This window comes from Qipengyuania polymorpha, assembly GCF_019711435.1.
In the GTDB taxonomy this organism is placed as follows: Bacteria; Pseudomonadota; Alphaproteobacteria; order Sphingomonadales; family Sphingomonadaceae; genus Qipengyuania; species Qipengyuania polymorpha.
Map to the genome: position 1 here is coordinate 1 of NZ_JAIGNK010000002.1, position 18942 is coordinate 18942.

Consider the following 18942-nt stretch of genomic DNA (forward strand, 5'->3'; position numbering starts at 1 on the left):
GACATGATCAACAGCGGTTCGACCGTCACCAATACGGCGACCGCCAACGGTAATGCGGTCGGCTCCGACGTCGCGGCTGCCGAAGTGGAAGACGACGCCAGCATCGACGTGTGCCAGACTCCCGGCATCGACGTCGAGAAATACGTCTCGGTCGACAGCGGGGCGGGTTACATCCCCTGGGCTGATGCCGACATGGCAACCGGACCGGTTGCAGCGCTCCAGAGCGATGCCGAATTCTGGGTCACGGTCGAGAACACCGGCAACATGACGCTTACGGGCGTGCAGCTGGTCGACACGGTGAACCCCGAAGTGGGCGACGACTATTTCGTCGATTACCTCGCCAATGCGGTGGTCGATATCGACAACAATGGTTCGATCGACATGACCTTCGCGGAATTCGACCTCGCCAGCGACGGCGTGGCAGACGGCCTGTTCACGCTCAATGTCGAGCAGACCATCGGCATCTACTACGACCTGCCCTTCGCCCACGGCCAACACGAGAACATCGTGGTGGCGACGACCGACCAGGACGTCGGCGACAGCGATGCGGCCTATTACTACGGCCTCGTCAACGACGGTCCGGGCGTGCGTACGCCGGGCTTCTGGCAGAACCCGAACAATGGCCTGCAGTTCTGGGATGGCGACCCTGCCATTCCGCACACGGGCGATTACTTCCCCGAGGAAGACCTGCTCTATGCCGTCGACAGCAATGGTGATGGGATCATCAATTACGATCCTGACGCTGAAGCGCCCGTAGACGAAATCGGCCTGCTTATCGGCGACTGGAACCGCAATGGCCTGGTCGATGAAGGCGAGGATGCGATATTCATCGCGTTCGACGACGCATTGGCAGCGCTCAACCACTCCGAACAGAAGGGTGTCGACGGCGGCGAGAAGATCGCGCGCGATCTCTCGGCAAGCTGGCTCAATTATCTCGCCGGCAACAATGTCGATCCGACTTCGAGCGATCAGGGCAATATCGACAACGCCCCGAGAGAATGGATCCAGGACGGCATCAACTGGCTGCAGCGCTGGTCGGGCGAAAGCGATCCGATGGATGCGAGCAAGAACACCGAAACGTTCGATGTCTACGATCCGGACGACCGCATCTGGAACAAGGGCTATCCGTGGAACGACGGCATCTTCATCGACGACCCGTCGGGCAAGGAAATCCATGAAGCGCTCGACAGCTACAACAACAACGGCAGCATCAACGGCTATTCCTATGCCGGCGATGTCGGCACGGAGGGCTTCATGGCTGCCCTGACGCAAATTCGCGAGGCACAAGATACCTCCGCCCAGCTGGTGACCGACAAACCGGTCGTGTTCGAAGCCGCCCCAACCAAGGATGCTGCTCCGGAACCGCTGATGGTGGAACCCATCGATCACAATCCGGACATGATCTACACCGACCCCCTGTTGATCGCCTGAGGCGACTACAGCGAGGCGGGGCGGGAGACGAGAGACTCCCGTCCCGTTTTCGTGTGCGCCTCGAACTCAGGCGTCGTGAACGGGCGGAGCGAGAAAGAGGAGGAGGCCGACAAAGGCGGTCGCTGCCGTGCCCGCTGCTCCAGCGGCAAATCTCCAGCTCTCCGCGTCGACCATGGCGAGGAGCGCGAGGATGACCGACGAGGCACCCGCAAGCACCGCAATACCGCCTGCCCCTTTCGCCAGAGTGCCACTGCTAAGGACTGCATGAAGCCCGAGGAGGATTGCCGCCACTCCCAGCAGCAACTTGGCCAGGAAATAAAAGAAGAAGGCGCCTGCCAAGACGGCCGCGAAAAGTTGCGGCACTGCGTCCGACGCCTCCATTGCCGGACCGAACATCGAAAGCCCCATCCCCACCTGGATGATGTTGACGAGGCCGGCGATTGCTATGGTCGCCCAAATCACGCCCTGCGAAGGCCGCCGGGTGGCCAGAGCCAATGCGAAGACCGCCGAGGCCGTGAACGCAAACAGTTCGGTGAACCACGTCAATGGCCGCAACGCTTCATTGGCGGAGCCGCTGACCACGGTGATGTAGAAAACCTGGCTGGCCACCGTGATAAGCAAAACGGCGGCGAGTCCGCGCAAGAGGCTGCGGTCGGTCATGATGTGTCCCCAGGGTAACTGCGGTGCGGATAGCACCCTTGCGACCCAGTTCGAAAGAGGGCGCGAAAAGTTACACTGGAGAGGATTTGCGGTGGTACCCCCGGCCGGACTCGAACCGGCACTTCGTAAGAAACTCGATTTTGAGTCGAGCGCGTCTACCAATTCCGCCACGGAGGCCCATGTGGAGCGCGGGGGTTAGCCGCGCTCCGCCAAGTCATCAAGCCTTGAGTGCTCCGGCGAGCAGCTTGTGCAGGCGCGAGTGCAGCTGGTCGTTGGCCGCCAACACCTGCTTGGAATGGATGGGCTGCGAACGGCCGCGGAAATCGGAGACGAAGCCGCCAGCTTCGCGCACGATGAGGCAGCCTGCCGCCGTATCCCAATCGTTGAGGCCGCTTTCCCAGAAGCCGTCGTAACGGCCCGCAGCCAGCCATGCGAGGTCGAGCGAGGCCGCGCCGAACCGGCGGATGCCCGCGACATTGGGACCGATCGCGTTGAAGATCTTCGACCATTCGGCGAAATCGCCATGCCCTGCGAAGGGAATGCCGGTGGCAATCAGCGCTTCGGAAGGGTTACGGCGCGAGGAGACGCGCAGGCGGCCGTCATGCAGCCATGCACCGCGGCTCTTCTCAGCCCAGAACGTCTCGTCGGTGACGGGATTGTAGACCACCGCCGCAGTCACATCGCCCCAATCGTCGCTGCCGAGCTTGCGCTCCTGCACGGCGATGCTGATGGCGAAATGTGGGATGCCGTGAAGGAAGTTGCTGGTCCCGTCGAGCGGGTCGACAATCCAGCGCGGGGCGTCGTCTGCGCCCTCGATGGTGCCCGCCTCTTCCATCTCGAAGCCCCAGTCGGGGCGCGCGGCAAGGAGCTCGTCGTAAATCGTGCGCTCGGCGCGAAGGTCGGCTTTCGACACGAAGTCGGCCGGGCCCTTGCGACTCGCCTGGAGGTGTTCGACTTCGCCAAAGTCGCGGCGCAGGCGGCCACCCGCCTTGCGAGCGGCCTTCTCCATCACGCGGATAATTCCGGAAATTGCGGCCATTACTGATTCTCTACTCGGTGAGGACGCGGATCGAACGGGCGGCGAGGTGGATGTCGCCCCACTCGCATTCCATGTCGAACTTCGTGCCCTCGATGTTGAATTTCTCGATTGCGAAACGGCGCTGCATTGTGTCGCTGGCCGCATCGCGGCGGTCGAGCTGCAGCTTGCTGATACCGGCGAACTTGAGCATGCCGGGATGCCAGCAGCAGTCTTCGCCCTCGAGCGGGGTTTCGTAATCCTCGTGGTCGGGCTCGAGGCAGAAATCCATCTCCAGCGTCAGCTCGTCGTCATTGATGATGACGGCGCGCAGCGTGCTCTTGGCGATGTCGATGTTGTCGAAACGGCTGGCGATGGATTTGCCCATGGTGCGACCCCTTAGTTAGCCTTGCCGACGTAGCTCTGCTCGTAAACGTCGACCACGATGCGCGTGCCGCTTTCGATGTGCGGCGGGACCATGATGCGAACGCCATTGTCGAGCACGGCGGGCTTGTAGCTGGACGAAGCGGTCTGCCCCTTCACCACGGCATCGGCCTCGACGATCTCGGCTTCGATGTGCTGCGGCAGCTCGACCGAGATGGGCTTTTCTTCCCACAGTTCGAGCTTCACCTGCATGCCGTCCTGCAGGAACGGGCGGGCATCGCCCAGAAGGTCGGACGGAAGGGTGATCTGTTCGTACGTGTTCTGGTCCATGAAGACGAGCATGTCGCCGTCCTCGTAGAGGAACTGGTAATCCTGCGTATCGAGGCGCACCTTCTCGACCGTGTCGGCGCTGCGGAAGCGGACGTTGGTCTTGCGGCCATCCTGCAGGTTCTTCATCTCGACCTGCATGTAGGCCCCGCCCTTGCCGGGCTGGGTGTGCTGAATCTTGGCGACCTTCCAGATGCCGCCTTCATATTCGATGATGTTGCCCGGACGGATGTCCACGCCGCTGATTTTCATGGGAGTTTGCCTCGATGTGAAAGAGCGCCGCCCCCAGCGGGACGGTCGGTTGCTGCGCCCTTACAAGCTGCGGGCAGCTACGGCAAGGAGGTGGAAATTTTGGGTGCCTGTCGCTATATGCAGGACCTGGAGGGCATAATCGTGAAACGCTTGAGTTACCCTATCCTCGCTGTTGCGGCGCTGGCCGCTGCGCCCTCGCTTGCGCAAGGCCGCCTCGGCCTTTTGCCGCAGGGCGAATATGTCTGCGCGCTACCCGGAAACGCCGGCGGCGCTGCATGGAACGAGGTCCAGGGACGCAATTTCGCGATTACCGGCGCATCCAGCTACAGGGCCGGCAACGGCTCGGGCACCTACCTTCTCGAGGGCAAGCGCGTCACTTTCACCCGCGGCCCCATGAAGGGCATGAAGATGATGCGCGTTTCTTCCGGCATGCTGCAGGAAGTCGGACGCGACGGGAAACTGGGTCGCATGCGCTGCCACCGCGCAGGACCGGTGCTCGATTAAGGCTTACCTGTTTTTCAACAGCGGATAGGGATTCACGGCGTTGGCCGGCTCCCACCATTCGGCATCGGGCGTGGTCTGCAAGATCGCAAAGTGGAGATGCGGCGCGTCGGGTGATGCGTTCCCACTGGATCCAACCGTGCCCAGCCGCTGTCCGCGGCGGACTTTCTGCCCTTCCTTGAGGCCTTGCGCATACTCATCGAGGTGGGCGTAGTAATGGATCGTGCGGCCATCGTTGGAACGGACGTAAATTGTAAGCCCGCCGGCATCGGAGCTGAACAGCTTCTCAACCTCACCCGGTCCGGCGGCGACCACGCTCGTCCCGGCCGGCGCCATGATGTCGATGGCCTCGTGCAGCCGCGCTCCGCCGGAGCGGGAATCGGTAAACGTGTCCGTCAGATCACCAGGCCGCACATTGAGGACGGGGATCATGATCTCGCCGGGCTTCCCGGTCTCGGCCGGTCGGACAAAGTCGGTATCGAGCGGCTCGGACCTGCGCGCTTCTTCGGAAACGGGGATGTCCAAGGGATTATCTCCCGGCGCGGCCAACGAAGGCGACGGACTGGGCGCGGCCTCGGCAGGCCGCGTGCTGTCACGCTGGCCATCGCTCGACGCATTTTCGATAAGACTGCCCCCTGCCACGATCCAGATTGCGCTGGTAATCGTCGCGGTGATGACGATGGTGAGCAGTCTGTCTACGAAACCCATGTTCCCTCCCCTAGCCTATCAGGCCTCGAAAATCACCTCGGTCGACTGGCTGACCATCCCGGCGAGGCGCGCAGCATCCCAGTTCGTCAGGCGAACGCAGCCGCTCGACTGTGCCCTGCCGATGGTTTCCGGGTCGGGCGTGCCATGAATGCCGTAGTGCTCCTTGGAAAGATCGATCCACACCACACCTACCGGTGAGTTCGGCCCCGGCGGCAGGGTGTATTCCTGTCCGTCCTCCTTGCCACCAGAGAGCACCTCGGGATCGTAGCTATAGGGCGGATTGTATGCCTCACCCACGATATCCCATTCACCCAGGGGTAGCGGGAATTCGCTGGAGCCGGAGCTGACGGTAAACAGCGCCACCAGTTTTTCGCCCTGATAGGCTTTCAGCGTCTTGCCAGCCTTGCTGACGACGATGCGGTCGACCTCGGGCTGGTCGCTGCCGACGCCCAGACTGGCAAGCGTCTGCTGCCACCCGCGATCCTCGATCGAGCCCTTCTCGATGCGGTCCGCGCCGATATTGGGGACGCGGATCTGCTGGCCTGCCGCGAAGTAGCTGGTGGTCTTGCCCTTCGACTGCTCCTTGTCGGGCGTCGGAGTGGCAGCGGTCCTGTCCCCTTCCGGAGCATCCATCCCAGCAGGACGGCCATTGGGGTTAAGCTGCTTCAGCACATCGACTGTCGTGTGGAAACGCTCGGCCAGCCGTTCGTCGAGCGATTTATAGCCCATGCGTTCAAGCTTCGCCTTGGCTGCCGTGTCTTCGGGAATGTCGGTATATTCGGCATCCGACCAGCTAGCAGGAATAGTCACGACGCGCGTCGCGGGGATGGAATCCCAGTCGGACAGTGCTGTCTTGGTGGCTTCGTCGAGCTCGCCGGTGACTTCGAGGTCATTCGCTTCCTGGAAGCCGTTGAGCGCGTTTTCGGTGCTCATGCCCATCTTGCCGTCGATGACGCCCGGGCCGAAGCCGATACGGTCCAGTACGACCTGCGCCTGCATAATCGGGCGCTCCTCGCTGTCTGGAATGTCGGCATCTTCGTTCGCGACACTGTCGCCCATGCCATAGGCATCGTCGTTCGACGCCATCGAGTCGGCGAGATTGTTCTCGTCGTAGGTCTCGTAACCGTAATCCTCTGCAGGCTCAGCCTGTGCGGTGGTGTCGGTATCGGTTTCGTCCTCCGCACCGTTCATGCCGCAAGCGGCAAGGGCGAGCGAGGATACGGCGACGAAAAGCAGGTTGCGCATGAGGGACCTCTCCTGGAAATTTCGGGGAGGCGACCCGCCCCGTTCAGGATAGACAACTCACGGCTCTCGCATTTGCTCCACGAAGGCAGGAGCTTACTGGTCGAAGAGCCAGGAATGATGGACGAAATAGACCTCGCGCAGAAGGAACGGCACCTTGGTCTGCCAACTGCGATAGCGTGTGTGCGGAGTGGCCGAAGGTTGCGCTTCCAGCCCTAACGATTGCGCCATCTGCATTGCCCTTCGCAGGTGCAGAGGGTCCGAGACGACGAGCGCGGTTTCGACGCCCTCGCCCTTCATCACGCGCTGCGCCTCGAGGAGATTCTGACGGGTTGTGCGCGAATTTTCGTCGATCAGGATGTCGTCGGCAGCAACGCCCCGTGCAATCGCATATTCCCTGCCCGCCGCTGCTTCCGACAGGCTGTACTCATCCGACCTGCCACCGGTGAGCATAAGCTTGGCGACGCGGCCTTCCTTGTAGAGGGCGATTGCGTGGTCGAGCCTCGCGGCGAAGACCGGACTCGGGGTGTCAGAATCGACTGCCGCCCCGAGGACCAGAGCCACATCGGCACTTGCGCCGTCATTCTCCTCCGGTACCGTCGCAATCCAGATTGCGATGCCGGCAAGCCATAAAGCCGCCAGCAGCAGGAGAAGGCGAAGCGCCTTCACGCCATCGCTTTGGCGAAGGACTCGATTGCCGTCACCTCGTCACCCGACCAGACCGCGCCGGACACCGCGAGGAAATCCGCACCGGCATCGACCAGCGGCCGACAGTTCTCGGGCGTGATGCCGCCAATGGCGACGCTCGGGATTTCGACCATCTCGTGCCACCATTCGAGAAGCTCGGTCTCGGCGCGGTGTTCGGTTTCCTTGGTTTCGCTCGGAAAGAAAGCTCCGAAGGCGACATAGTCCGCACCGGCCTCGCCCGCTTCCAAGGCAAGGTGGCGCGAGGCGTGGCAAGTGACGCCGATTTGCGCGTCCTTACCCAGTTCGTCGCGCGCTTCGCGGACATCGCCATCCTTTTGTCCCAGATGCACACCGTCCGCGCCCAGCCGCTTGGCGAGCGCGATGGAATCGTTGACGATGAATGCCACCTCGCGCGCGGCGCAAATCTCTTGCAGCGGTTCGGCCAATGCCGCTGCTTCGTGCTGGTCCAGTCCCTTCACCCGGAACTGGAAGGCGGTGACGAGCCCCTTGCCTGCTTCGAGTGCTTTTTCGAGCCGTTGCGGGAAATCGCCCGAGACGTCGAGCGGCGAGATCAGGTAGAGCTGGGTTGGAACGTCGTTCATGCAAACGCTCAATAATGGACGTTTTGCATTAGGCAATGCACCTGTTTCGCCCGGCCCCGAAGCGGCATTTACTCCGTGCTAATCGCTCCATACTAGCTACACGGCCATGACCGAGCCGTACACAATGTTCGACCCGCGATGGGTTGTCGAGAACTGGGACGTCCCCGAAAGCTTCGGGTTCAACATCCCCGAGTGGCGCGGTTCAGGCGAAGTTGTGCTGCACCGGATCAACAATGAAGGCGAGACCACCTCGCTCGAAACGGTCAGCTCGGAAACCTTTGTCGGCCTGCTTAACGAAGCCTGCGAGGCGCTGGGCGAGAGGCTGTGCCTCTATTTCTATTCACAGCCGCTCGATGGCAGATTGCTCCACACCTTCCCCCGGGTCCAGAATTTGCAGGTTTCGGCTTTCGATTTCGAGCATCCCGAAGTCGTGGGCGAGCTCGAGCACCTGAAAGTCTTCTGCCACGATGTCGCCTTTTGCGACGATGCGAAGCGGCTGGAAAAGATCGGTGTCGACCGGCTCAAGCGGCTGACGCTCGTCGAGACACCCGACCGCAAGCTCGACCTGTCCCCCCTTGCGGGCGCAAGCGAGCTCGAAACGCTGCGGCTGATGGGCCAATATCGCAATGTCGCGGCGATTGGCGCGCTCGAAAGCTTGCGCGAGCTGGTGCTTTACCCGGCCAAGAAGCTGGACCTCGGTTTCATAGAGGATATGCGCGGGCTCGAAGTGCTCAAATTCGCCGTCGGTGCGATGGAAAGCCTCGAAAGCCTGAAGGGCCATGCGAACCTGCGCGACCTGTCCTTCGAATGGGTGCGCTTCCTGTCGGAGTTGGGCGATTTGCAGCGCTTTCCTGCGCTCGAGCGGTTTCGCATGTCCGACCAGTCGCGCGTCGAGGAGCTGGTGACCGGTGCCAGGAATGCGGCGCTGCGCCACATCTGGCTGGGCGGCACGGCAAAGCTGGAGAAAATCCGCGGGCTTGGCGAGCTACCGGCCTTGGAAAGCTTCTTTGCGCACAGCACCGGGCTGCAGCTCGACCAGCTCGATCTGCCCGCCTCGCTCGCCTATCTCCAGATTGTTCCGAAGCGGATGAAGGAACGTCCGGCGGCCGAAGCTGCGATACGCGAGCTCGGCCTGCGCTTCGAAGAGCACCCGGACGCTAACTTCTTCTATAAGTAGGTGTTTTGATCAGGCCACGCTGGCAGCGTGAATCTGGTCGATGGCCGCGCCCAGCGTGCCGTCGAATTCGTCATCACCCTGCTGCTTGCGAAGGTCCTGCAAGAGGCCGCGGCTGAAGCTGGCAATCATGCCCGGGTTCTTCGCAAGTTCGCTGCACGCCTCGTCGGTCGAGTAACCACCCGACAGGGCTACGACGCGCAGCACCTTGGGATGCTTCACGAGACCCGCATAAAGGCCCGCTTCCTTCGGGATGGAAAGCTTGAGCATGACCTGCTGGCCCTGCGGCAGCGCGTCGAGGCCTTCGAGGATGGCGTCGAGCATGATTTTCTCGCCCTCGGCGCGGTCTTCGGCGGTGATGTCGTATTCGGGTTCGAGCATGGGCATCAGGCCGCAGGCGAGGATGCGGGCACCGTCGGCGAACTGCTGGCGGACTGCTTCCTTTATGCCGACCGGATTGGCCGACTTGATGACGCTGCGCATCTTGGTGCCGAAGACGCCCAGTTCCTTCGCGCGGGCGCACATGGCTTCGAGGTTCGGGTTGGGCTTCATCAGCTGCGAACCGTCACGCTCTTCCTCGAGGCCCTTGTCGACCTTCAGGAAAGGCACGATGCCGCGTTCTTTCAGGCGCGCAGGCACACTCATGCCGCCGCTTGTCCCTTCCATGGTCTTCTCGAACAGGATGGCGCCGATGACCTTGCCATTGCCGAAGCAGGGAGCCTCGATGATGCGCTGGCGCATTTCGTGGATTTGCGCGAACATCTGGTCGTCGCCGTCCCACTCGTGGTCTTCCACGCCGTAGCCGCGCAGGGCCTTGGGGGTCGAGCCGCCCGACTGGTCGAGGGCTGCGATAAAGCCCTGTCCGTGTGCAATCCGCTCGCGCATTTCATCGAAAGTCATATGGCCATCCCGTGTTGGTGCAATCGTATGCGCCGCCAATAGCCGCGCCCCTACTCACCCGCAACAGCGCGGCGGTAACATTTCGCCTAGCGAGACGTATTGGTCACATATCAGGAGAGAAACATGCTGGACCTCACGCAGGAAAGGCTCTGCGACGAGAACGAAACGGACTTTTCCGACCTCAAGGCACTGACCATCAATTGCACGCTGAAGCGCAGCCCCAAAGGCTCGCATACGGACAAGCTGCTGGGCGTGGTCGAGACTATCCTCGTGAGGAATAACGTATCGCTAGAGCAGGTCCGGCTGGTCGACCACCACATCGCTCCTGGCGTCTATCCCGACATGACCGAGCACGGCGCGGACAAGGACGACTGGCCCGACATCTGGGAGAAGGTGCAGGCGGCGGATATCCTCGTGGTCGGCACACCCATCTGGCTGGGCGAGAAAAGCTCTGTCTGCCAGCGCCTCGTCGAGCGGCTCTACGGCCACTCCGGCCAGACAAACGATGCTGGCCAATACGTTTTCTACGGCAAGGTCGGCGGTTGCATCGTCACGGGCAACGAGGACGGCATCAAGCACGTCGGCATGGGCGTGCTCTATTCGCTCCAGCATGTCGGCTACACCATCCCGCCGCAGGCCGATGCCGGGTGGATTGGCGAGGCAGGCCCCGGCCCCAGCTATGGCGACGAGAAGGAAGACGGTTCGGGCCGCGTCGGCTTCGACAACGACTTCACCCGCCGCAACACCACCTTCATGACCTGGAACCTGATGCACATGGCGCGCACGCTGAAGGATTCAGGCGGCATCCCCGCATGGGGCAATTCGGTCGACCTGTGGAACGAGGGCCGCCGCTTCGACGCGCCGAACCCGGAGTATCGCTAGCCACGCTGCTTGAGGATGGCCACGAGGTTGATCGCGACAGACACGCGCTGGCCCTCGCCGTGGAAGGGCCGCACTGCGTGCTGAAGCCAGCTCGGGAACATCACGATGAGGCCCGTCGTGGGCCGCAGCAAGACCTCGGTGTGCATCGGCTGGCCATTGGCTTCCTTCAGCCGCAAATCGGGCGCGGCCATGCGTACCATGGGCATGCGCGGGTCCTGCAATTGCAGCTCGCCGCCGAGCTTCGGACTGTCGTCGCCCGCATAGCCATCGTCGAGATAGGCGACAGCCGACCAGAAGCTGCCCGGGTGGAAATGATACTGGTTGGCGTGCCCCTTGCCGCTGACATTGGCCCACATGTCGGCGCGCCAGGTAAAGCGGCTGTCCTTTGGGCTGCGCGAATCGAGTGTCTGCGCATCGGCGAGCGCATTCGCCTTCGCGGCGAGCGCCTTGGCCGGCTCCCCTCCCCACTCGAGCATCGCGGTGTTCGAATGCCAGCCGCCGAGGTTGGAAATCTGAACGCCTTCGCCATCGCGTGCCCGCTCGGTTTCGATGGCGGAGACCAGCGCTTCGAGGTCGATGCCCTCCAGCCGATCGGTGATGAACGGCGTGGAGAAGAGGTGGCGCGTGTTGGCCAAGAGTTTACGCCTTCAGCGCGGCGACACCCGGAAGGTCCTTGCCTTCCATCCATTCGAGGAAGGCACCGCCCGCGGTCGAAACGAAGGTGAAGTCGTCCTTCACACGTGCGTGGGCGAGTGCAGCGACCGTATCGCCGCCGCCAGCAACCGAGGTCAGCGAGCCTCCCTCGGTCAGCGCCGCCGCTGTCTTGGCGAGCGCCACGGTGGCGGCATCGAAGGGTTCGGTCTCGAAGGCACCCATCGGGCCGTTCCACACCAGCGTCCTGCAGGTCTTGAGGACATCACCGAGCGCTTCGACGGCCTGCGGGCCGACGTCGAGAATCATCTCGTCCGCAGCAACCTCGTGAACATTGCAGACCCGCATGCTGGGCGGGTTCGCGGCGAATTCCTTCGCCACCACGACGTCATACGGAAGGTGGACCGTGCAACCGGCGTGGTCGGCTTGGTCCATGATGCGGTTGGCGGTGTCGGTGAGGTCGTGCTCGCACAGCGACTTGCCGACATCGACCCCGCGCGCGGCGAGGAAGGTGTTGGCCATGCCGCCGCCGATGATGAGGTGCTGGACCTTGCCGACGAGGTTTTCGAGCACGTCGAGCTTGGTCGAGACCTTTGCCCCGCCAACCACGGCCGCAACCGGCTGTTCGGGATTGCCGAGCGCGGCGTCGAGGGCCTTGAGTTCAGCTTCCATCGCGCGCCCCGCATAAGCGGGGAGATGGTGCGCCAGCCCTTCGGTCGAGGCATGCGCGCGGTGCGCGGCGGAGAAGGCATCGTTGACGTAAAAATCGCCATGAGCGGCCATGCCGCGCGCGAATTCCGGGTCATTCGCCTCTTCACCGGGCCAGAAGCGGACGTTGTCGAGCAGGCCGATGTCGCCGTCGGACAGGATGCCGATGCTCTGCTCGACCACGGGTCCCATGACCTCGGGGATGAACATGATTTCCTTGCCCAGCACCTTCTCGACGTCGCCCTGCACGAAGCTGGTCGACATGGTCGAGTGGCGCTGGCCCTTGGGACGGCCGAAATGGGCGAGCAACAGGACCTTGGCGCCCTTGTCCGCGAGTTCGAGGATGGTGGGTTTCACCGCCTCGACACGGGTGACGTCGGTGGCCGAACCTTCCTTCATCGGAAGGTTCAGATCGACGCGCACCAGCGCGACCTTGCCGGTCACATCGCCGAGGTCGTCCAGAGTCCTGAAGCTGCTCATCGTCGAATGTCCTTTAGAGGAACTTCGCCATCACGCCGGCGGTGTCGATCATGCGGTTGGAGAAGCCCCACTCGTTGTCATACCAGCTGACGACGCGGGCAAGCTTGCCTTCCATCACGCTGGTTTCGAGGCTGTCGATGGTCGAGCTGGCCGGATAGTGGTTGAAGTCGCTGCTGACGAGCGGCTGGTCGGTGTAGTCGAGCACGCCCTTCATCGGGCCTTCCGAAGCGGCCTTGAGCGCAGCGTTCAGTTCCTCGGCGCTGGTGTCGCGGCCGGGGGTGAAGACGAGGTCGACGAGACTGACGTTCGGGGTCGGCACGCGGACCGAGCTGCCGTCGAGCTTGCCGGCCAGTTCGGGCAGGACGAGGCCGACCGCACGGGCAGCGCCGGTGGTGGTCGGGATCATGTTCTGCGCACCGCCGCGGGCACGGCGCATGTCGCCATGCATCTGGTCGAGCATGCGCTGGTCGTTGGTGTAGCTGTGGATGGTGGTCATGAAACCACGCTCGATGCCCACCGTGTCGTGCAGCACCTTCGCCATCGGCGAGAGGCAGTTGGTGGTGCAGCTGGCGTTCGAGACAATCACGTCTTCGGCGGTCAGCACATCGTGGTTCACACCATAAACGATGGTCGCCGAAACGCCCTTGGCCGGAGCCGAAATCAGCACGCGCTTGGCGCCTGCATCGAGGTGCGGGCGGCAGGCTTCGTCGGACTGGAAGAAACCGGTGCATTCGAGCACGATGTCCACGCCCTGTTCGCCGTGCGGCAGCTTGCCGGGTTCGCGCTCGCTGGTCACGGCGATCGACTTGCCGTTCACGATGATGGCGTTGTCGCCGACTTCGACCGTGCCGGGGAAGCGGCCATGCGTGCTGTCGTACTGGAACAGCAGCGCGTTCGACTTGGTGTCGGCGAGGTCGTTGATGGAAACGAGTTCGAGGTCGTGGTCGTCACGCTCGAGAATGGCGCGCGCGACGAGGCGGCCGATGCGTCCGAAACCGTTGATTGCAACCTTGGTAGCCATGCGAAGAGCTCCTGCTTAACCGTTTAGTTTGTTCATGATTTGCGGCACGATGGCGTCCGCAGTGAAACCGAATTTCTTGAAGAGGTCGCCTGCCGGCGCGCTGGCGCCGAAGCGGTCGAGACCGATGTTGAGACCATTCTCGCCGGTGTAGCGTTCCCAGCCGAAGGTCGTGCCTGCCTCGATGCTGACGCGCAGGCTCGAAGCCGGGATCATGTCCTTGCGATAGGCCTCGTCCTGCTCGTCGAAGAGCTGGGTGCAGACCATCGAGACGACGCTGGCGCCCACGCCCTGCTTTTCAAGCTCGTCGGCACAGGCGAGCGCGAGGTGCACTTCCGAACCGCTGGCGATGAGCGTGACCTTGTGCGCATTGCCCGCTTTCTTGAGGCGATAGGCGCCCTTCGAGCACATATCCGTCTCTTCGGGATGGTTGCGCACCTGGGGCAGGCCCTGGCGGGTCAGAGCGAGAACCGCCGGACGGTCCTTGCTGCGCAGCGCGATGTCCCAGCACTCGGCCGTTTCGACTGCGTCGGCGGGGCGCATCACGAGCAGGTTTGGGATCATGCGCAGGGACTGCACATGTTCGACCGGCTGGTGGGTCGGACCGTCTTCGCCGAGGCCGATGCTGTCATGCGTCATCACGTAGATGGCACGGGTCTGCTGGAGCGCGGAAAGGCGGATGGCGGCGCGGCAATAGTCGGTGAAGACGAGGAAGGTGCCGCCATAGGGAATGACACCGCCGTGCAGCGCCATACCGTTCATGGCCGCGGCCATGCCGAATTCGCGGATGCCGTAATAGATGTAACGGCCCGAGTAATCGTCAGCCGTGAAGGGTCCGATGCCGCCCGCCTTGGTGTTGTTCGAGCCGGTGAGGTCGGCGCTGCCGCCCATGGTGTCGGGCAGCATGGCGTTGATTTGCTCGAGCGCCATTTCGCTCGCCTTGCGGGTGGCGACCTTGACCGGGTCCTTCATCAGCGACTGGATGTAAGTGTCGAGGCTGAACTTGGCCGGAAGGTCACCCGACATGCGGCGCTCGAAATCGGCGCGGCGGCCATCGTTTGCGAGGCGGTCCTGCCAGCCCTTGTGCTCGGCCTGCCCGCTTTCCGCAGTGCCGCGCCAGTCGGAGAGCACCTGCTCGGGAATTTCGAACGGCTTGTAATCCCAGCCCAGCACGTCGCGCGCGGCCGAGATTTCCTCGTCACCCAGCGGCGCGCCGTGGGTGGCACTTGTGCCCTGCTTATTGGGCGCGCCCTTGCCGATGACGGTCCGGCAGGCAATCAGCGAGGGACGCTCGTCGGCCTGCGCTTCGTCCATGGCGCGGCGAATGTCGTCGAAATCGTGACCGTCGCAGCTGGTGACGTGCCAGCCGGTCGCTTCGTAGCGGGCCTTGATATCCTCGCTGGTCGACAGATCGGTCGAACCGTCGATGGTGATCTGGTTATCGTCCCACAGCACGTTCATGCGGCCGAGCTTGAGGTGGCCTGCAAGCCCGATGGCCTCGTGGTTGATGCCTTCCATCAGGCAGCCGTCACCGGCGATGACCCAGGTCTTGTGGTCGACGATATCGCTGCCGAAATCGGCGTTGAGCTTGCGCTCGGCAATCGCCATGCCGACGGCCATCGCGAGGCCCTGACCCAGCGGGCCGGTGGTGCATTCCACACCGTCGAGAAGGAAGTTTTCCGGGTGGCCGGCGCAGGGGCTGCCGAGCTGGCGGAAGTTGCGAATGTCGTCCATTGTCGGATGGGCATAGCCCGACAGGTGCAGCAGGCTGTAGATCAGCATCGAACCATGACCCGCCGACAGCACGAAACGGTCGCGGTCGGCCCAGTCGGGCGCGCTGGGGTCATGCTTAAGATATTCGCTGAACAGCACGGTCGCGACATCGGCCATGCCCATCGGCATGCCGGGATGCCCCGAGTTCGCCGCTTGCACCGCATCCATCGAAAGCGCCCTGATGGCATTGGCCATCTGGACCATGCGTGCGGTGTCGAGACTCATGGGGTTCGTTCTCCGGCAAAAATGTACGCGATTCGAGGCGCGCGCACCCTTTGCGGACGCCCGCTCGCGAGGTCAACCCGAGCATAGGCGCAATGCGATGCCAAGTGCTGTTTGGAGGATTTATCAACAGGTGCGCCCAAGCCTTTGCCTATGCGGGTCAATATCGTTAATTCGGTCCACACTATGAGCGCACAACGCATTTCCGTGGCTGTCGACAGGATTGAACGCGCACTGGCGCGCATCGAAGCGCAGGCGGGCCAGCCCCGCGGCGATGGCGAGGCCGCAGCCAGGCTCGAGGCCCTGAAGTCGCGTGTCGCCGCCAGCCTGACCGAGCTCGACCAGCTTATCGAAAGCCTCGAACAATGAGCGAGGTAAAACTTCAGGTCGGTGGCCGGTCCTACAAAGTCTCCGTCGCCGACGGGCAGGAGGACAATCTCCGCAATCTTGCCGCTGCGGTGGATGCAAAGCTTGCCGGAATGGGCAAGAATGTCTCCAGCAACGAGGCGAAGAACCTGCTCTTCGCCGCGATCCTGCTGGCGGACGAGTTGGACGAGGCGAAAAAGAAGGCGTCTGCGCCCCCACCCCCGCCTCCCGCGCCCGAAATCGACACCGGCGAAGTGGCAGACAAGCTGGAACGCCTTGCTGTTGCGCTCGAAAATGCCGCATCGAGGCTTGAGGGCGGGCCGCAGGGCTCCTAAATAGGCGGCGACGGGGCTGCCCGGCACGAGCCGCATGAACATCCCTGAGGCTATAAGCAATCCAAGGGAGCTGTCCCTACCGGGTTGGCGGGTTCGTCCCGGCGATTCGGATATACGGCGCCCACCTGACGTGAAGGCGTCAGAGGATTTTCCGGCAACGACCCATGGTGGTCCCGTCACGTTGTTTTTTGCGCCTCAGGCGCCGGCGTTCGCGTCCGCTCACTTGGCTATCCTCGCTCACACGGCCTGAAGGCCGCGTCGCTGCGGGCGGCCGGTCGGCCTTGCGGGCCTCCGGCCCGAATTGCGCCAGGCAAGCTCAGGGACGCGCGTGACCAAGGACGAACTTCGCAAACAGCTTCGCACCGCACGGCGCGACCATGTCGCAGCGCTGCCGGACAGCATGAGGGGACTTGTCTTCCACCGCCCGCCTGCGCCGCTGCTCGACCTTGTGCCCGAAGGCGCCGTGGTCGGCCTGTACCGCGCCAATCCGTTCGAGGCGCCTGCGGCTTCCTACGCCAAGTTCTTCCTCGATCGTGGTCACGAAATCGCCCTCCCCCGCTTTGCCAGCCGCAATGCGCCGATGGAGTTCGCGCGCCATTCGGACCCCTATGAAGAGGAAGACCTCGAAGTCGGACCCTTCGGCCTGCTCCAGCCCTTCGAAGACGCGCCCGTGCTCGAACCCGACGTACTGTTCGTGCCCCTCATCGGCTTCACCGACAGCGGAGCGCGTCTGGGACAGGGGGGCGGGCATTACGACCGTTGGCTGGCGGACCGTCCTCAGGCGACACCCATCGGGCTCGCCTGGGATTGCCAGCTCGCCGAAACTCTGCCGACCGAAGAGCACGACCAGCCACTTCGCGCGGTCGTCACCCCCACCCGCCTTTACGGACCTTTCGCATGAGAACCGAACCCACCTGGCGCATTCCGGTCGGCCTTCTTGGCTTGCTCATCGGCCTCGCCATCTACGGCATCGTCATTGCGCGCTACCTGCCGGACCTTATCGGCGACTGGCCGACGCTCGCGCAGACCGTGATTTATGTGTTCCTCGGCCTTGTCTGGCTGCTCCCGCTCGGCCGCTTCCTAAAGTGGATGGAAACGGGCAACTGGCGCTGATTGCCAAGGTCGCCAAGCTACCCTAGCCTCCCTTTTCTTAGGGAGAGGATATGGCGACCACTGCCACGATGCCCGACAAGCCGTCGGTCGGTCTGAAACTCGCGCACGGTTTCGGCGCCGCCGCCTTCGGCATCAAGAACAACGGCTTCGACTATTTCCTGCTGCTGTTCTACGGCACGGTCATCGGACTGGAGCCGGGCCTTGTCGGCCTCGCAATCTTCATCGCGCTTTCGTTCGACGCCCTGTCCGACCCGCTGGTCGGCTACTGGTCCGACAATTTCCACAGCAAGTGGGGTCGCCGCCACCCCTTCATGTATGCCGCCGCGCTGCCCGTGGCGCTGAGCTATTTCCTGCTGTGGAACCCGCCCGATTGGGGCCAGACGGGCCTGTTTCTCTACCTCACAGGCCTCGCGGTGCTGATCCGCACATTCATCACCTTTTACGAGACTCCCAGTTCCGCGCTCATTCCCGAACTCACCAGCGATTACGAGGAGCGCACCAGCCTCCAGTCCTATCGCCTGTTCTTCGCGTGGTCGGGCGGCAATTTGATGAGCATCATCATGTTCGGCGCGCTGGCGACAGGCCCGCTCGGCCTGATGGACCGCGCGGCCTATACGACCTACGGTATCATCGGCTCGCTTCTGATTTTCGCTGCCATCATGGTTTCCGCCGTGGGCACTCACCACCGCATACCTCACCTACACCGCCCGGTTGCGACCGGGGAGAAGTTCGGCGTGCGGCGGATTTTCCGCGAGATGGTGGAGGTACTGAGTGAGAAAAGCTTCATCGCCCTGTTCTTCACCACCGTTCTCTTCGCAATCGCTACCGGCCTTGCCGCGGCGCTGACGTTTCTCATGCTCCGCTATTTCTGGGAGTTCAGCGAATTCCAGATCTTCCTGTGGACCTGTACAGTCTTCTTCTCGGCGCTGTTAGGCTTCCTGCTGGCACCTTTTGCCGTCAGGCGACTGGGCAAGAAGCAGGCGGTCATCGTGCTCGGCCTGCTCGCCTTCACCATCCAGCCCGCGCCCGTCTTGCTGCGGCTTGCAGGGCTGATGCCCGAGAACGGCGATCCCGTGCTCTTCCCGCTGGTGGTCGGCATCAATGTAATCGACCTGGCGCTGATCATCGCGACACAGGCAGTGGCTTATTCGATGATCGCCGACCTCGTCGAAGCTAATCAGGTGAAGACGGGGAGACGCAATGAAGGCGTTTATTACGCGGCGACCACCTTCACGCGGAAGGTGACGCAAGGGATCGGCGTGGCGGCGGCCGGGGCGATCCTGTCCCTCGTGGAATTCCCCGACAATGCCGAGCCTGGGAGCGTCCCGGAGGATACGCTGTGGCAATTGGGCGCCTTCTACGGTCCGTCCCTGCTGCTGCTCTATCTAGGCGCGCTCTACTGCATCTCGCGCTACCGGATCGACAAGACGGGGCACGAGGAAAACCTGCGCCGCCTGAACGAGGCGAGCGGCCAGCAACAGGCATGAAAAAAGCCGCCCGGAGGCGGCCTA

The 18942-nt window shown here is 63.0% G+C and carries 22 protein-coding genes, 1 tRNA gene and 1 other RNA gene; 10 read left to right on the forward strand and 14 right to left on the reverse strand.

Annotated elements, in window-relative coordinates; translation table 11 throughout:
• Window positions 1-1431, forward strand: a 1431-nt coding sequence (locus K3152_RS05305; RefSeq protein ID WP_221573102.1) for a hypothetical protein, incomplete at its 5' end; no start/stop codon positions are given.
• 66 nt (window positions 1432-1497) lie between these two features.
• Here K3152_RS05305 and K3152_RS05310 read toward each other — a convergent pair.
• The 5 genes from K3152_RS05310 to efp all read right to left on the reverse strand — a co-directional run bounded on the left by K3152_RS05310 (window position 1498) and on the right by efp (window position 4069).
• Window positions 1498-2091, reverse strand: a complete 594-nt coding sequence (locus K3152_RS05310) for a hypothetical protein (RefSeq protein ID WP_221573103.1) — start codon at window positions 2089-2091, stop codon at window positions 1498-1500.
• Between the two features lie 92 nt (window positions 2092-2183).
• Window positions 2184-2268, reverse strand: a tRNA-Leu gene (locus tag K3152_RS05315).
• 40 nt (window positions 2269-2308) lie between these two features.
• The gene (locus K3152_RS05320) at window positions 2309-3130 is read right to left on the reverse strand and encodes an inositol monophosphatase family protein (RefSeq protein ID WP_221573104.1); all 822 of its coding nucleotides are present in this window, start codon (window positions 3128-3130) and stop codon (window positions 2309-2311) included.
• Window positions 3131-3140: 10 nt separating this feature from the next.
• On the reverse strand, window positions 3141-3494 hold the full coding sequence (locus tag K3152_RS05325) for a hypothetical protein (protein ID WP_221573105.1): 354 nt from the start codon (window positions 3492-3494) through the stop codon (window positions 3141-3143).
• Window positions 3495-3505: 11 nt separating this feature from the next.
• Window positions 3506-4069, reverse strand: a complete 564-nt coding sequence (efp, locus tag K3152_RS05330) for an elongation factor P (RefSeq protein ID WP_040965963.1) — start codon at window positions 4067-4069, stop codon at window positions 3506-3508.
• Between the two features lie 141 nt (window positions 4070-4210).
• On the opposite strand from efp, the gene K3152_RS05335 reads away from it, so the two are divergent.
• Complete coding sequence (locus tag K3152_RS05335) at window positions 4211-4573, forward strand: hypothetical protein (protein WP_345719767.1); 363 nt, start codon at window positions 4211-4213, stop codon at window positions 4571-4573.
• Window positions 4574-4576: 3 nt separating this feature from the next.
• Here K3152_RS05335 and K3152_RS05340 read toward each other — a convergent pair whose 3' ends face one another.
• The 4 genes from K3152_RS05340 to thiE all read right to left on the reverse strand — a co-directional run bounded on the left by K3152_RS05340 (window position 4577) and on the right by thiE (window position 7809).
• Complete coding sequence (locus K3152_RS05340) at window positions 4577-5278, reverse strand: M23 family metallopeptidase (protein ID WP_221573106.1); 702 nt, start codon at window positions 5276-5278, stop codon at window positions 4577-4579.
• An 18-nt stretch (window positions 5279-5296) separates the two neighbouring features.
• The gene (locus tag K3152_RS05345) at window positions 5297-6523 is read right to left on the reverse strand and encodes a L,D-transpeptidase family protein (protein ID WP_247713237.1); all 1227 of its coding nucleotides are present in this window, start codon (window positions 6521-6523) and stop codon (window positions 5297-5299) included.
• Between the two features lie 93 nt (window positions 6524-6616).
• Window positions 6617-7189 (reverse strand): YdcF family protein, encoded by a 573-nt coding sequence (locus K3152_RS05350; protein WP_221573107.1) that lies wholly within the window; start codon window positions 7187-7189, stop codon window positions 6617-6619.
• Window positions 7186-7809, reverse strand: coding sequence for a thiamine phosphate synthase (gene thiE / locus K3152_RS05355; protein ID WP_221573108.1), 624 nt, complete (start codon window positions 7807-7809; stop codon window positions 7186-7188). Before thiE ends, K3152_RS05350 begins: the two co-directional genes overlap by 4 nt.
• A 106-nt stretch (window positions 7810-7915) precedes the next feature.
• Between thiE and K3152_RS05360 the strand changes: the two genes are divergently transcribed.
• Entirely contained in the window at window positions 7916-8986 is a 1071-nt protein-coding gene (locus tag K3152_RS05360) for a leucine-rich repeat domain-containing protein (protein ID WP_221573109.1), read from the forward strand.
• Window positions 8987-8995: 9 nt separating this feature from the next.
• Here K3152_RS05360 and K3152_RS05365 read toward each other — a convergent pair whose 3' ends face one another.
• Window positions 8996-9883, reverse strand: a complete 888-nt coding sequence (locus tag K3152_RS05365) for a fructose bisphosphate aldolase (protein WP_221573110.1) — start codon at window positions 9881-9883, stop codon at window positions 8996-8998.
• A 123-nt stretch (window positions 9884-10006) separates the two neighbouring features.
• Here K3152_RS05365 and K3152_RS05370 point away from each other — a divergent pair, with 123 nt between their 5' ends.
• Window positions 10007-10765, forward strand: a complete 759-nt coding sequence (locus tag K3152_RS05370; protein ID WP_221573111.1) for a flavodoxin family protein — start codon at window positions 10007-10009, stop codon at window positions 10763-10765.
• Here the strand turns inward: K3152_RS05370 and K3152_RS05375 are convergent.
• Genes K3152_RS05375 through tkt form a run of 4 tightly spaced genes read right to left on the reverse strand, consistent with a single transcriptional unit; the run spans window position 10762 to window position 15620 of the window.
• Entirely contained in the window at window positions 10762-11400 is a 639-nt protein-coding gene (locus K3152_RS05375; RefSeq protein WP_221573112.1) for a 2OG-Fe(II) oxygenase family protein, read from the reverse strand. The two genes, K3152_RS05370 and K3152_RS05375, sit on opposite strands and share 4 nt — an antisense overlap.
• A gap of 4 nt (window positions 11401-11404) precedes the next feature.
• A complete protein-coding gene (locus tag K3152_RS05380) occupies window positions 11405-12604 on the reverse strand; it encodes a phosphoglycerate kinase (protein ID WP_221573113.1) in 1200 nt (399 codons plus the stop codon).
• A gap of 13 nt (window positions 12605-12617) precedes the next feature.
• Window positions 12618-13625: a type I glyceraldehyde-3-phosphate dehydrogenase gene (gene gap, locus K3152_RS05385; protein WP_221573114.1), complete on the reverse strand. Its 1008-nt coding sequence runs from the start codon at window positions 13623-13625 to the stop codon at window positions 12618-12620.
• 15 nt (window positions 13626-13640) lie between these two features.
• Complete coding sequence (gene tkt / locus K3152_RS05390; RefSeq protein ID WP_221573115.1) at window positions 13641-15620, reverse strand: transketolase; 1980 nt, start codon at window positions 15618-15620, stop codon at window positions 13641-13643.
• A gap of 183 nt (window positions 15621-15803) precedes the next feature.
• Here tkt and K3152_RS05395 point away from each other — a divergent pair, with 183 nt between their 5' ends.
• The 6 genes from K3152_RS05395 (at window position 15804) to K3152_RS05415 (ending at window position 18918) form a co-directional block, all read left to right on the forward strand.
• Window positions 15804-15986, forward strand: a complete 183-nt coding sequence (locus K3152_RS05395; RefSeq protein WP_221573116.1) for a hypothetical protein — start codon at window positions 15804-15806, stop codon at window positions 15984-15986.
• Complete coding sequence (locus K3152_RS05400) at window positions 15983-16318, forward strand: cell division protein ZapA (protein ID WP_221573117.1); 336 nt, start codon at window positions 15983-15985, stop codon at window positions 16316-16318. Before K3152_RS05395 ends, K3152_RS05400 begins: the two co-directional genes overlap by 4 nt.
• 10 nt (window positions 16319-16328) lie before the next feature.
• Window positions 16329-16496: non-coding RNA, 6S RNA (ssrS, locus tag K3152_RS14380), on the forward strand.
• 150 nt (window positions 16497-16646) lie between these two features.
• Complete coding sequence (locus K3152_RS05405; protein ID WP_221573118.1) at window positions 16647-17219, forward strand: 5-formyltetrahydrofolate cyclo-ligase; 573 nt, start codon at window positions 16647-16649, stop codon at window positions 17217-17219.
• Entirely contained in the window at window positions 17216-17431 is a 216-nt protein-coding gene (locus K3152_RS05410) for a DUF2842 domain-containing protein (protein ID WP_221573119.1), read from the forward strand. Before K3152_RS05405 ends, K3152_RS05410 begins: the two co-directional genes overlap by 4 nt.
• A 50-nt stretch (window positions 17432-17481) precedes the next feature.
• Window positions 17482-18918, forward strand: coding sequence for an MFS transporter (locus tag K3152_RS05415; protein ID WP_221573120.1), 1437 nt, complete (start codon window positions 17482-17484; stop codon window positions 18916-18918).
• The last annotated feature ends 24 nt before the right edge of the window (window positions 18919-18942 follow it).

What these genes read in the sequence shown, in the direction of transcription:
- tkt (WP_221573115.1), bottom strand. Translation starts at nt 15,620, where the DNA reads ATGAGTCTCGACACCGCACGCATGGTCCAGATGGCCAATGCCATCAGG.
- thiE (WP_221573108.1), bottom strand. Translation starts at nt 7,809, where the DNA reads ATGAACGACGTTCCAACCCAGCTCTACCTGATCTCGCCGCTCGACGTC.
- K3152_RS05400 (WP_221573117.1), top strand. Translation starts at nt 15,983, where the DNA reads ATGAGCGAGGTAAAACTTCAGGTCGGTGGCCGGTCCTACAAAGTCTCC.
- K3152_RS05340 (WP_221573106.1), bottom strand. Translation starts at nt 5,278, where the DNA reads ATGGGTTTCGTAGACAGACTGCTCACCATCGTCATCACCGCGACGATT.
- K3152_RS05415 (WP_221573120.1), top strand. Translation starts at nt 17,482, where the DNA reads ATGGCGACCACTGCCACGATGCCCGACAAGCCGTCGGTCGGTCTGAAA.
- K3152_RS05410 (WP_221573119.1), top strand. Translation starts at nt 17,216, where the DNA reads ATGAGAACCGAACCCACCTGGCGCATTCCGGTCGGCCTTCTTGGCTTG.
- K3152_RS05345 (WP_247713237.1), bottom strand. Translation starts at nt 6,523, where the DNA reads ATGCGCAACCTGCTTTTCGTCGCCGTATCCTCGCTCGCCCTTGCCGCT.
- K3152_RS05370 (WP_221573111.1), top strand. Translation starts at nt 10,007, where the DNA reads ATGCTGGACCTCACGCAGGAAAGGCTCTGCGACGAGAACGAAACGGAC.
- K3152_RS05360 (WP_221573109.1), top strand. Translation starts at nt 7,916, where the DNA reads ATGACCGAGCCGTACACAATGTTCGACCCGCGATGGGTTGTCGAGAAC.
- K3152_RS05365 (WP_221573110.1), bottom strand. Translation starts at nt 9,883, where the DNA reads ATGACTTTCGATGAAATGCGCGAGCGGATTGCACACGGACAGGGCTTT.
- efp (WP_040965963.1), bottom strand. Translation starts at nt 4,069, where the DNA reads ATGAAAATCAGCGGCGTGGACATCCGTCCGGGCAACATCATCGAATAT.
- gap (WP_221573114.1), bottom strand. Translation starts at nt 13,625, where the DNA reads ATGGCTACCAAGGTTGCAATCAACGGTTTCGGACGCATCGGCCGCCTC.
- K3152_RS05395 (WP_221573116.1), top strand. Translation starts at nt 15,804, where the DNA reads ATGAGCGCACAACGCATTTCCGTGGCTGTCGACAGGATTGAACGCGCA.
- K3152_RS05380 (WP_221573113.1), bottom strand. Translation starts at nt 12,604, where the DNA reads ATGAGCAGCTTCAGGACTCTGGACGACCTCGGCGATGTGACCGGCAAG.
- K3152_RS05320 (WP_221573104.1), bottom strand. Translation starts at nt 3,130, where the DNA reads ATGGCCGCAATTTCCGGAATTATCCGCGTGATGGAGAAGGCCGCTCGC.
- K3152_RS05310 (WP_221573103.1), bottom strand. Translation starts at nt 2,091, where the DNA reads ATGACCGACCGCAGCCTCTTGCGCGGACTCGCCGCCGTTTTGCTTATC.
- K3152_RS05325 (WP_221573105.1), bottom strand. Translation starts at nt 3,494, where the DNA reads ATGGGCAAATCCATCGCCAGCCGTTTCGACAACATCGACATCGCCAAG.